General features: G+C 42.5%; 12 protein-coding genes. 4 read left to right on the top strand and 8 right to left on the bottom strand.

What is annotated here, in order from left to right; all coding sequences use genetic code 11:
- Positions 1–14: 14 nt before the first annotated feature.
- The 7 genes from ispC to rpsB all read right to left on the bottom strand — a co-directional run bounded on the left by ispC (position 15) and on the right by rpsB (position 6,484).
- Positions 15–1,205: a 1-deoxy-D-xylulose-5-phosphate reductoisomerase gene (gene ispC, locus AB4135_RS13535; RefSeq protein ID WP_371993648.1), complete on the bottom strand. Its 1,191-nt coding sequence runs from the start codon at positions 1,203–1,205 to the stop codon at positions 15–17.
- Positions 1,206–1,209: 4 nt separating this feature from the next.
- Entirely contained in the window at positions 1,210–2,067 is an 858-nt protein-coding gene (locus AB4135_RS13530) for a phosphatidate cytidylyltransferase (protein WP_371993646.1), read from the bottom strand.
- Positions 2,068–2,088: 21 nt separating this feature from the next.
- Complete coding sequence (locus AB4135_RS13525) at positions 2,089–2,889, bottom strand: isoprenyl transferase (RefSeq protein WP_371993644.1); 801 nt, start codon at positions 2,887–2,889, stop codon at positions 2,089–2,091.
- A 184-nt stretch (positions 2,890–3,073) separates the two neighbouring features.
- Positions 3,074–3,631, bottom strand: coding sequence for a ribosome recycling factor (gene frr, locus AB4135_RS13520; RefSeq protein ID WP_371993642.1), 558 nt, complete (start codon positions 3,629–3,631; stop codon positions 3,074–3,076).
- A gap of 263 nt (positions 3,632–3,894) precedes the next feature.
- Positions 3,895–4,623: a UMP kinase gene (gene pyrH / locus AB4135_RS13515; RefSeq protein WP_371993640.1), complete on the bottom strand. Its 729-nt coding sequence runs from the start codon at positions 4,621–4,623 to the stop codon at positions 3,895–3,897.
- 148 nt (positions 4,624–4,771) lie between these two features.
- Positions 4,772–5,620 (bottom strand): translation elongation factor Ts, encoded by an 849-nt coding sequence (gene tsf, locus AB4135_RS13510; RefSeq protein ID WP_248973867.1) that lies wholly within the window; start codon positions 5,618–5,620, stop codon positions 4,772–4,774.
- A gap of 135 nt (positions 5,621–5,755) precedes the next feature.
- On the bottom strand, positions 5,756–6,484 hold the full coding sequence (rpsB, locus tag AB4135_RS13505) for a 30S ribosomal protein S2 (protein ID WP_020913562.1): 729 nt from the start codon (positions 6,482–6,484) through the stop codon (positions 5,756–5,758).
- A gap of 295 nt (positions 6,485–6,779) precedes the next feature.
- Between rpsB and map the strand changes: the two genes are divergently transcribed.
- From map to AB4135_RS13485, 4 genes are all read left to right on the top strand, one after another.
- Positions 6,780–7,580 carry a type I methionyl aminopeptidase gene (map, locus tag AB4135_RS13500; RefSeq protein WP_371993638.1) on the top strand — a complete coding sequence of 267 codons (801 nt, stop codon included), beginning with the start codon at positions 6,780–6,782 and terminating at the stop codon, positions 7,578–7,580.
- 217 nt (positions 7,581–7,797) lie between these two features.
- The gene (gene glnD / locus AB4135_RS13495; protein WP_371993636.1) at positions 7,798–10,353 is read left to right on the top strand and encodes a bifunctional uridylyltransferase/uridylyl-removing protein GlnD; all 2,556 of its coding nucleotides are present in this window, start codon (positions 7,798–7,800) and stop codon (positions 10,351–10,353) included.
- Positions 10,354–10,386: 33 nt separating this feature from the next.
- Positions 10,387–11,211, top strand: coding sequence for a 2,3,4,5-tetrahydropyridine-2,6-dicarboxylate N-succinyltransferase (dapD, locus tag AB4135_RS13490; RefSeq protein WP_371993634.1), 825 nt, complete (start codon positions 10,387–10,389; stop codon positions 11,209–11,211).
- A 208-nt stretch (positions 11,212–11,419) separates the two neighbouring features.
- The gene (locus AB4135_RS13485; RefSeq protein ID WP_371993632.1) at positions 11,420–11,761 is read left to right on the top strand and encodes a DUF3718 domain-containing protein; all 342 of its coding nucleotides are present in this window, start codon (positions 11,420–11,422) and stop codon (positions 11,759–11,761) included.
- Positions 11,762–11,814: 53 nt separating this feature from the next.
- On the opposite strand, the gene purU is transcribed toward AB4135_RS13485, so the two are convergent.
- Positions 11,815–12,648, bottom strand: a complete 834-nt coding sequence (gene purU, locus AB4135_RS13480; protein ID WP_371993710.1) for a formyltetrahydrofolate deformylase — start codon at positions 12,646–12,648, stop codon at positions 11,815–11,817.
- Positions 12,649–12,887: the final 239 nt, after the last annotated feature.

The raw sequence follows: 12,887 nt of genomic DNA, 5'->3' as shown, positions 1-12,887 counted from the left end.
TCCCTTCCTCTGAACTATTTGAGCTTTCTAACAGCTTCTAATGCATATTGTCGAGCTTGGCTATCTAACGCCATAATATCGTCAATAGTGGTTAATGATTGCGCCGTTACGTGCTTAAAGCTCTGTTCATTGATAATGGCTATATCGGTGAAACGTATCTGCCCATCTAAAAATGCCTGTACTGATATTTCATTGGCAGCATTTAAAACGGTTGTCGCTTCTTGCCCTTGTTTACAAGCTTCGATTGCTAACGCTAAACAAGGAAAGCGATTAAAATCTGGTTCTAAGAAGCTTAACTGTCCGACTTTAAAAAAGTCTAAAGGTTCAACTCCGGATTGAATTCTCTGTGGAAAAGACATGCAATGCGCAATTGGTGTACGCATATCCGGATTTCCTAACTGTGCGATAACAGAGCCGTCTCGATACTGCACCATTGAATGAATCACACTCTGAGGGTGAATAACGACTTTTAACTGCTCAGCGCTGGCATTAAACAACCAACGCGCCTCGATGTATTCGAGGCCTTTGTTCATCATGCTAGCCGAATCAACGGAAATCTTCTGCCCCATAGACCAATTAGGGTGTTTACAAGCTTGTGCAGGCGTCATGGAAGACAGTGTAGACAATTCAGAGTTTAAGAACGGTCCACCAGAGCCAGTTAGCAAAATATGAGAGACACCAGCTCCAACCAAATCGCATCGGCCAATTTCTAATTGATTACGTTCAGATAAACATTGAAATATTGCATTGTGCTCACTGTCAACAGGGAGCACTGTGGCTCCCGAGCTCTGCATCGCCTCAATGAATAATTGTCCCGACATCACTAACGACTCTTTATTCGCCAGTAACACACGTTTGCCAGCTTTCACTGCTGCTAATGTTGATGGCAGACCAGCAGCACCAACGATAGCAGCCATGACAGTATCAACTTCTGAGCAACTGACAAGCGATAAAAGCTCATCTTCACCCGTAGTAACCTCAATAGCCAACTCAGCGGGTAGTAATTGCTTTAATTCAATCGCTGCTTGAGCGTCTACCATATGGGCTACGACAGGACGATGCTCTACACAGATTTCAAGCATCTTGGCGACATTAGTATTCGCGACAAGTGCAAATACACGGTATTGCTCATGATTGCACTTAACGACATTTAAGGTACTCGCGCCGATGGAGCCAGTAGCACCTAAAATCACCATATTTTGCATATAGTTACATCCAAAAAGCTATATATATTAAAGTAAATACAGGCAATGCCGCAGTTAAGCTATCGATACGATCTAAGACACCGCCGTGCCCTGGTAAAATGGTACCTGAATCCTTAATATTAGCGACCCGCTTAAACATACTTTCAGACAGATCACCTACTGCTGACGCAAGTGCGACAAATAAAGTAACTGCAATCAAAAGCCCTAACTCTTGCTCAGGTGAAAAATACATAACCCCAGCAACAATAAGCATGGTCGTCGCCAAGCCACCTAGCAAGCCTTCAATGGTCTTAGCTGGGCTAACGTTTGGCATCAGTTTGCGTTTGCCAAATGATTTACCCGCAAAATAGGCGCCTGAATCAGTAGCCCAAACAACTAACATCACCAAAAACACTAATGTACCACCGTAATAAGGTGAGGCTTCAGTGCTCAATGCTTTTAGGGATAATAGAGAGACAAAACATGGGATTAGAGTTAACTGTCCAAACATGGACTTGAGCATATGGCTCTTGTTCCAAAAGCCAGCACTTTTGGGATAAGAGATCACCATTAACAATGAGATAAGCCACCAAAGCCCACCCATTGCAATCACCCCTAAAAATATAGGGTGCATCATACCTTTAAACCATATTTCGTCTGCTGGCACCATTATATTAAGCGCTATCAGCAACACACCGATAGTAATAGTAAAGCTCCATTGAGTCATTTCACATTGACTATCAATGATACGCCCCCATTCCTTAGCGGCAATTAAAAAGACACCCAATAATGCCCAGGAAAAGTACTCGGTTGGTAGGCCAAATATGGCACCAAAAACTAAAGGGATTAACCATAATGCTGTTATTATTCGTTGTTTTAGCAAAAAAATGCCCTCTTTTTATAATTACAAAGCGCGAATAGTATCAATTTGAGTTCCAGTCAAACCAAAACGGCGCTGTCGGCTTGCAAACTTAACGATGGCATCTTTAAAAGCATCCTCGTCAAAGTCGGGCCATAGCGTGTCAGTAAATACTAACTCTGCGTATGCGGCCTGCCAAAGTACAAAATTGCTGATCCTGTAATCACCACCCGTGCGGATCATTAAATCAACTTCAGATTGGTTATGCATGCAAAGATGTTCGCTCAATGCCTCTTCAGTGAACTGTTCACTACTCATTTCACCCGTTTCAACTTTAGCAGCGAGCTTTTGTGCCGCTTGCATGATGTCCCAGCGACCACCATAGTTCGCCGCAACATTTAACACTAACCCAGTATTATCGATGGTCTTTTCTTGAGCGGTAGCGATCTGTTTTTGCAATCTTGCTGAAAAACGACTGATATCACCGACAATATTAAGCCGAACGCCATTTTTATCGAGTAACTTTAGCTCACGCTGAAGCACAGTAAAGAATAGCTCCATTAACAAGCTGACCTCTTTATCGGGTCGGCGCCAATTCTCACTAGAAAAGGCAAACAAAGTTAATGATTCGACACCTAACGTGCTTGCAGTGCTCACAGCCCGTCTTACCGCCTTTACGCCAGCCTTATGGCCAACAACTCGCGGCTTCCCTTGCGCCTGTGCCCAACGCCCATTGCCATCCATAATGATAGCAACGTGTTTGGGTATAGACTGTTTTACCAATGCTGATAGATCATCTGGTAATGCTTCTGACACATCCTTGTCAGATTGGGAATCGAATGACATCTATTACAACCCTTAAAAATAGACAAACGCCGTGTAGTATAACTCTACACGGCGCCTGAACTCTATAGCCTGTTTCCCTTTCGCGTTCAATATTTATTCAACCATTAAACTTTTAGCGTAAGGCGTGAGCAATAACCGATTGCACTTTTTAAGAAACCGCTATAAACACTGATGATATCTAAAATTAGAACTCCATCAGTTCCTTTTCTTTTGCAGCTAGAATTTCATCAATTTTCTTGATGTGAGCATCTGTAAACTTCTGCACTTCATCTTCGCTACGACGAACGTCATCTTCAGTACATTCTTTTTCTTTCTCAAGCGCTTTAACATCAGAGTTAGCGTCACGACGTACATTTCGAACAGCAATACGGCCATTCTCAGCTTCAGCGCGAACTACTTTAATAAGGTCTTTACGACGCTCTTCAGTAAGTGCTGGTAGAGGGATGCGAATCGTTGCGCCCGCTGACATAGGGTTCAAACCAAGGTCTGAACTCATAATCGCTTTTTCTACTGCAGCAATCATAGTACGGTCGAATACAGATACATTTAATGTACGAGCATCGCCAATGGAAACACTTGCAACCTGCTTAAGCGGCGTAAGAGAACCGTAGTAAGGTACCTGAATGGTATCAAGTAGACTTGGGTGTGCACGGCCAGTACGTACTTTAGCCATTTGAGTCTTGGTTGACTCTACACATTTATCCATGCGTGTTTGCGCATCTGTTTTAATTTCGTTTATCACTTTAATATGTCCTTTTAAGTCACTAGGAGCTAATTGCCCTTTAGGGCCTATTGAATTCGTTGTACGCAGAAACTAGGCAAATGATGAGTATAAACTAAACCCATTAAATATCTGATGCTCTCGTTCTCATGTTCTGCATAGTACCAATGACTTTTAGGCTAGCATCTTCTGATACAGAGTAAAACTCAGTCGAGTGCGACATTGGTACATTTTGTTTCAGTTGCTGTTATTAAAAACAACATCTGCTATCACTGCACGGTTAATTAACCAGCGTTAATCAGTGTCCCTTCAGGCTCACCCATGATTACACGACGCAATGCGCCAGGCTTATTCATGTTGAAGACCAGTAATGGCATGTTATGATCTCTAGCCAATGTAAATGCAGCTAAATCCATTACTTTCAGTTCTTTGTCTAAAACTTCGTTATAGCCCATTTGATCGTACTTAACGGCTTCAGGGTTTTTAACTGGGTCGTCTGAGTAAACACCATCGACCTTAGTGCCTTTGATCACGATTTCAGCTTCAATTTCGATACCACGTAAACAGGCTGCCGAATCTGTTGTACAGAAAGGATTACCGGTACCCGCAGCAAAAATAACAACACGGCCAGATTTTAGCAAACTGATTGCCTCAGCCCAGTTGTAATCATCACAAACGCCTTTCAGTGGGATAGCTGACATCAAACGTGCGTTGACGTATGCACGGTGCAATGAATCACGCATTGCCAAACCATTCATCACAGTTGCAAGCATCCCCATATGGTCACCAACAACTCGATTCATTCCCGCTTGCGCTAGACCTTCGCCACGAAACAGATTACCACCGCCAATAACAACACCGACTTGAATACCGAGTTCGACTAACTCTTTGATCTCCTGACCCATGCGATCTAACACTTTTGGGTCGATGCCGAAGCCTTCTTCACCCATTAGGGCTTCACCACTTAGTTTTAAAAGAACACGGCGATAAGCAGGTTTAGGATTGGTACTCATATTTATTATTCCTGATAATGGCTTTAGGGAATTGTATACTCAAATAACCTCACGATGCATTTTTCGTCTCAAACATCATAAACTTATTTCAGTAAATACAATAAGACCGCAGCAATTGCTACGGTCTTAAGTTGGCTAAAAAAGGAGATTAACCTTTAGTAGCAGCGATTTGTGCAGCTACTTCAGCAGCAAAATCTTCTTCTTTCTTCGCGATACCTTCACCAACTTCTAAACGGATGAAGTTAGAAACTGAAGCACCTTTCTCTTTAAGAACAGCGCCAACAGTTTTCTTAGGTTCCATGATGTAAGCTTGGCCAGTAAGAGAGATCTCACCAGTAAACTTCTTCATACGACCGATAACCATTTTCTCAGCAATCTCAGCAGGCTTGCCTTCGTTCATAGCGATTTCGATCTGAAGTGCTTTTTCTTTTTCAACAAGATCAGCAGGAACATCTTCAGGGTTAACGAATTCAGGCTTAGAAGCAGCAACGTGCATTGCAACGTGCTTAAGTGTTTCTTCGTCAGCTTCACCAGCAACAACAACACCGATACGCTCACCGTGACGGTACTGAGCTAGGTTTGCACCATCGATGTACTCAACGCGACGAACGTTGATGTTTTCACCGATCTTAGCAACAAGTGCTACACGAGTTTCTTCGAACTGTGCTTTAAGATCTTCGATAGATACTTTAGAAGCTGAAGCAACGTCTAGTACTGAGTTTGCAAATGCTAAGAAGTTAGCATCTTTTGCAACGAAGTCAGTTTGACAGTTAACTTCTAATAGAGCAGCGAAACCTTCGCCATTCTTAATAAGGATTGCGCCTTCAGCAGCGATATTACCCGCTTTTTTAGCAGCTTTTGCAGCACCGCTCTTACGCATGTTGTCAATTGCAAGCTCGATGTCACCGTTAGTTTCGGTCAAAGCTTTCTTACAGTCCATCATGCCAGCGCCAGTGCGGTCACGAAGTTCTTTAACTTGGGCAGCAGTAATTGCCATTGTTAAATCCTCTACAGATAATTCTTCAAATTCAATAGATATAGAACAGGGGCTAATCACCTTGGGTGAAATCGCCCCTGCTCACCAATCATGTATCTTGGTTAATAAGGGAGATGGAAAAAACCATCAAACTTATTATTCAGCTTCTACGAAACCGTCTTGCTCAGCTTGAACAGCTAGGTCTTGGTTACGACCAGCTTTAGCAGCAGTAGCAACAGACTCAGTGTAAAGACGGATAGAACGCATAGCATCATCATTACCAGGAATGATGTAGTTGATACCGTCTGGAGAAGAGTTTGTATCAACAACAGCAACAACAGGAATACCTAGGTTGTTAGCTTCTTTAATAGCAATATGCTCGTGGTCAGCACCGATTACGAAGATCACGTCTGGAAGACCAGCCATGTTCTTGATACCACCAAGAGACTTTTCTAGTTTCTCAAGTTCACGAGTACGCATAAGCGCTTCTTTCTTAGTAAGCTTGTCGAAAGTACCGTCGATAGACTGGCTTTCAAGATCTTTAAGACGCTTAATTGATTGACGAACTGTTTTCCAGTTAGTCAACATACCACCTAACCAACGGTGATCTACGTAGAACTGGTCACAAGAAACAGCAGCTTCTTTGATAGCTTCGCTCGCAGCACGCTTAGTACCAACGAAAAGAACCTTACCTTTTTTAGAAGCGATGTTGCTGATGAACGCTAATGCTTCATTGAACATAGGCACAGTGTGCTCTAGGTTAATGATATGAACGCCGTTACGTGCGCCGAAGATGAAAGGCTTCATCTTTGGGTTCCAGTAACGAGTTTGGTGACCGAAGTGAACACCGGCTTGTAGCATGTCGCGCATTGAAACTGTAGTCATTTTATTTACCTTAAATAATTAGGGGGTTAGACCTCCACATATCCCATATCTTCGACCCGGTTAGGGGCACCCCGAAGAATGTGTCGATATGTGTGTGATTTAGTATTTTCAATTAGCCATGTATAATGGCGGCCATATTAACCCTGCTGCTCTCCCTAAGGTTGAACAACAAGAGTCAAACATAACGGCGCGCTTTATACCATATTTTGAAAAAAAGCACAAATATTTACGTCGTTTTAGGGCATAATAACCTTTATTGAAAGACAGCAAATCTAAAGACAGAAGAGACAGTTGAATGAGTATTGTAATTAAGACAGCAGAAGAGATTGAAAAAATGCGTGTTGCAGGAAAATTAGCAGCCCAAGTTTTAGAAATGGTTGCTCCTCACGTAAAAGCTGGTGTTACCACCAATGAGCTCAATGACATATGCGCTAAGTTTACAGCAGATAACGGCGCAATCTCGGCTCCGCTTGATTATCATGGTTTCCCAAAATCTATCTGTACCTCTGTAAATGATGTGATTTGTCATGGTATTCCAAATGATAAGCCACTGGTTGATGGCGATATCATCAACATAGATATTACCGTGATTGTTGATGGGTATCATGGTGATACTTCTAAAATGTTCCTTATCGGTGATGTGAGCCCGAAGAATGCTCGCCTTTGCCGTATCGCCCAGGAAAGTTTATACGCCAGTATCAAGAAAGTTCGTCCGGGCATGAAACTTGGTGAGATTGGTACCCTAATCGAAAAGTTCATCAAGTCTAAGAAGACTGGCCTTGAGAAATACAGCATCGTCACTGATTATTGCGGTCACGGCATTGGTGCAGTATTCCATGAAGAGCCACAAGTGATGCATTACAAGAACAATGATAAAACTGTTCTGCGTGCTGGCATGTGCTTTACCATTGAGCCTATGATCAATGCAGGTCGCCATACCAGCGTACTTGATAAAAGTGATAACTGGACTGTTACTACCTCAGACGGTAAGAATTCAGCCCAGTGGGAACACACTCTACTGGTCACCAAAACAGGTGTTGAAGTACTAACACTGCGTGAAGAGGAAAAAGATCTTCCACGTATCATCAATCATTAAGGATTGTGCAGATTAAAAGGCGTGAATTATCACGCCTTTTAATCATTGTTTTTTTCTATTTTGGAAAGTAAGTTAAGCGCTTAGCTTACAAAATATCGCTTCCCGTCCATTGTTTGTTATCCCAATATTATTTATAGCGATAAAGCACTTCTAATTTGTTTTTTTTGCAGAGATAATCATTGCACTCTTCCAGTAAAGCGCATTAAAGAAAATATTGATGAACAGTGCCCAAACAGCAAAAAGTGTTCTTATCGACTTAAACAGCACATTGCTAGACTCTTTTAATAGCCAATCTGATATTCGCGCGATTGTCAGTGAACGTTGTCAACATGTTGATGCGCTATTGCAAAAAGAGTGGGTCTCCCATGGTTTAGAACAGTTCGCAATCGCACTTGTGGCTGTAGGCGGTTATGGTCGAGGGGAATTGCACCCGCAGTCTGATGTTGATTTACTGTTTCTTACTGACGGAGCATTAACTCTGCAAGCAGAGCAAGCACTGGGGGGATTCATAACCTTTCTTTGGGACGCTGGGCTCGAAGTCGGTCACAGCGTTCGCTCTATTGATGAAACCATGGCGCAAGGGCGCAGTGATATTACAGTCGCCACCAATTTACTTGAATCTCGTCTACTTTGCGGCCCGCAAGGACTCTATAGCACGCTGTATTACAATATTCGCCAAGATGACTTTTGGCCAAGTAGTGATTTTTATGTTGCTAAACGTGATGAGCAAATTGCTCGCCATGAAAGAGCTAACGCCTTCGATTTAGAACCCAACTTAAAAAGCTGCCCCGGCGGTCTTCGAGATATTCAAACCGTCGCTTGGGTCGCAATGCGACACTTCAATGCTAATAAGTTAGAAGATTTGGTGGTGTACGATTTTCTCGAACCACATGAACTCGAAGAACTACTAGAATGCCAAGATTTCTTATGGCAATTACGTTGTAGCTTGCACCTAATTTCTGGCCGTGACGAGAATCGGCTACTGTTTGATCTACAACGTCAAGTAGCTGATTTAATGGGCTATGAAGATGAGACTCAACTGGCTGTCGAGCAGATGATGAAGCGCTATTACCGCACTGTGCGCCGAGTCATGGAGCTAAATCAAATGCTATTGCAGCTCTTTAAGCGCGCAACACTAGGCCATATAAAAGCCCTAGAAGTCGCTGCAATTGATGCTCAATTTCAGCGCCGCGGTAAATTCATAGAAAGTCTTCAGCCTGCACTATTTGATAGCCCAGAAAACATTCTAAAACTGTTTCTTTGTGTTGCCAAAAACTCAAACATTCAAGCCGTGTATGCCGTTACACTGCGCAGCTTAAGACAAGCAAGAAGAGCACAAACTCAGGCCTTAATGTACAATGAACAGTGCCGTAAAATTTTTATGGAGATCTTGCGTCATCCTCGCGGCATTGTTGCGCTATCTCTAATGCATAAGCATGGCATTTTGTCAGCGTACTTACCCGCCTGGAGAAGTATTGAGGGCCAAATGCAGTTTGATCTTTTCCATGCCTATACTGTTGATGAACATACTCACAGATTATTACTCAATATCGAGCGCTTCTCTCAACCAGAGCAAAAAGAGGAGTTTCCGCTCGGCTCAGTACTGATCAATCAACTGCCTAAAAAAGGCCTACTGGTTCTTGCGGCAATTTTTCATGATATTGGCAAAGGTAGAGGCGGCGACCACAGTAAGCTTGGCGCCGTTGACGCGCTTGAATTCTGTAAACTACATGGCTTAAATGACCATGATGGACGATTGGTTAGTTGGCTTGTTGAGCACCATCTTGTCATGTCGGTAACTGCTCAAAGGCGCGATATTTCAGATCCCGATGTGGTTGGTGATTTTGCAGAAAAAGTCCGTGATGCAGTGCATTTAAGCTACCTCTACTGCCTAACCGTTGCCGACATTTGCGCCACCAATGAAAAAACATGGAACAGCTGGAAAGGCTCATTACTTCGAGATCTCTATTTTGCTACACAACGCGTGCTAGCAAGAGGCAAAGAGAAGCCTGTTGATATTAGAGCCCGTGTTCGAGAGCATCAAGCTAAAGCTAAAAAAGAACTACTTAGGCGCGGTATTAAAGAGAAAGACTTAGATACCTTGTGGCAGCGCTTTAAAGCAGATTATTTTTTGCGTCATCAACCAAGTCAAATTTCTTGGCATGCCGAGGCGATAATAAAGCATAAGCATGATGAAACTTTAGTGTTGATCTCAAAACATACCACCAGAGGCGGCACAGAGCTATTCATATACGGTAAAGACAAACCCAAGTTATTTGCCACCGTAATGGCGATTTTAGATAATAAAAATATCAATGTGCATGACGCAATAATCATGAACTCTAAAGACGACTATGCACTAGACTCTTTTGTTATTTTAGAACAAGATGGTAAACCAGTATCCCAGCTATCGCGGATCCAAGGGATCAAAAAAACGTTAATTAAAGCGCTGAGTAGTGATACGCCAAAGTTACCAAAATTTAGAAATCTTTCAAGAAAGATGAAACCTTTTAAAGTAGCCACTCAAGTCAGTTTCCCTCCTACCCGCCGTCATGGTACAAGTATGATGGAACTCATTGCATTAGACTCACCAGGTCTACTTGCGAGGATAGGCGAAGTGTTATTTCGATGTGAAACTCGATTATTGGCCGCGAAAATTACCACCATTGGTGAGCGAGCAGAAGATTTTTTTCTGTTACAAACTGCCGATGGCGAACAGTTAAATGAAACTCAACAGATTAAATTACGACAAGCACTCACGAGTGCACTTTAGATATATTGATAACCAAAATACCAGGAGAAGTTAATGGAGGCTTTACGCCAACGTATAGAGGCGGCTTTTGAAGCTCGCGCAGAGATCAGCCCAACATCAGTAGAGCCAAGTGTTCGTGCCGATGTCGAAAATGTCATTGCAATGCTAGATAAAGGCGAAGTAAGAGTCGCAGAGAAAATTGACGGCGAATGGCATGTTCACCAGTGGCTAAAAAAAGCTGTGCTACTCTCATTCCGAATCTTCGATAACGGTGTAATCGACGGCGGCGAGACCAAATACTTCGATAAAGTACCAATGAAGTTTGCAGATTACGATGATGCACGCTTTAGAGAAGAAGCGATTCGAGTTGTACCACCAGCAGCAGTTCGCAAAGGCTCATTTATCGGCAGAAATACTGTGTTAATGCCATCTTATGTAAACCTTGGTGCTTATGTTGATGAAGGCTCTATGGTGGATACTTGGGCAACTGTAGGTTCATGTGCTCAAATTGGTAAAAACGTTCACCTATCTGGCGGTGTTGGCATTGGTGGCGTACTAGAGCCATTGCAAGCTGGCCCAACAATTATTGAAGATAACTGTTTCATTGGCGCACGTTCTGAGATTGTTGAGGGTGTGGTTGTTGAAGAAGGCAGTGTTATTTCAATGGGCGTATATATCGGCCAAAGCACACGTATTTTTGACCGTGAGACAGGTGAAGTTCACTACGGCCGTGTTCCTGCTGGCTCAGTAGTGGTCTCTGGTAACCTACCATCAAAGTGTGGCACGTACAGCTTATATGCAGCGATTATCGTTAAGAAAGTCGATGCAAAAACCCGTGGCAAAGTTGGCATTAATGAGTTGTTACGTATTGTTGATTAATCGACTTTTTGCCTAATATTAAAATCCCACTATTCAGTGGGATTTTTTTTATGCTAAAAATGGCTAAAATGACACATTTTGTTACCCTCAGTCATACAATGATCCCGACTCCACACCTTGATACAGTTAGCTACACAATCGTTACAATGAACAGCCTGTAATGCGCTTTACTCAATGATGAACCCCAATGGAAGAGTCGGAGCAGGATATGTTCAAAACACTCGCAGTAGCAGGAATCACCCTAACTATGGCATTTAGCGCCAATGCAGCAATGACACCGCAAATGGAGAACACACTAGTATCAGTATGTAAAGCTGGTGCAAGTAACAGTAACTACCAGTTCAACAATACAATGAAAAGTTATCGTATTAACAAAAAACGAATATTCCCAAGGTTAGTTTGTAATGGTGAATCATTCTATAACTTTGCCCTTAACGCTGGTGCAGAAAAAACTGCGGCAAAAATAGCCCCTTACGCTAGAGGTACAGTAACCATTAAAGATATTGCACAAACTGAACAAGACAGTGATCTTTACGTGGTAAATTTCTAATATTACGGACTCAAATAAAAAAGAGGCTTTGGCCTCTTTTTTGATCGCGCTAATTAAAAAACAACGGTCTTGTTACCATAGACAACAACATCCTCATTAATGACCAATTGCAAAGCTTTGCTTAGCACACTTTTCTCTACGTCTCTGCCGCACTTTGACAGTGCCTCTACGCTATAGCTGTGATCAACAGGGATAACGTCTTGCTTTATAATCGGCCCTTCATCCAAAGAGTTAGTTACAAAGTGAGCCGTTGCACCAATAATTTTAACGCCGCGCTCCCATGCTTGACGATAAGGTGATGCCCCAATAAAAGCCGGTAAAAATGAGTGATGTATATTAATGATTCTATCTGGATAATGACAAACAAATTCAGGCGTTAAAATCCGCATAAACTTGGCCAGTACTAGGTAATCAGGCTCATAATTTGCTATCACTTTAAGCATCGCCTGCTCATGCTCTGTGCGATTTAACCCCTGATGATCAATATAATGAAATGGCACATCAAACTTTTCAGTAAGGGGGGCGAGTACATCATAGTTGCCCACGACAGCAACAATCTCAACATCAAGAGCGCCCGAATAGGATTTTATCAACAGGTCGCCAATACAATGTGCTTCCTTAGTCACCATCACCACAATGCGCTTCTTTCCTACATCGACTAACTTAGTATGATTTTGCTGCGGTAATACCGCCCGTAATGCTTCGAGTAAACGTGGCGAATCAAAGTGGCCTTCAAGTTCCGTTCGCATAAAGAAACGGCCTTGGCAATTATCCACGAACTCACTATTTTTAATGATATTAAGACCATGCTCAAAACACGCTGCGGTGATTTTCGTAATCAGCCCCGGCGCGTCGGCGCAGTCAATAATCAACACCTTTCGTTGCATATACATTCTCGCTATCATTTGATGTGCTAGAAATAATCACGCCCACAAAGACATGAACCAAATTCAACATTAAAAGGCTAGCAGGATCGAGGCAACCTAGTTGAAGCATTTCCGCTTATAATCTGTCAGTAAACTGAAGATTCACCAACAAAATATTGGTTTAAGTGATTATTTCACATTAACTTTGGTTTTATCGCCTAAAAAGAAATAAAGGGAGAGTATCTTTATAAAAGTCCTGT

It is taken from the genome of Shewanella sp. 10N.286.54.B9, from assembly GCF_041468565.1.
GTDB lineage: Bacteria > Pseudomonadota > Gammaproteobacteria > Enterobacterales > Shewanellaceae > Shewanella.
The sequence above is the reverse complement of the archived record's forward strand: the minus strand, read 5'-3'. Positions and strand labels throughout refer to the sequence as shown.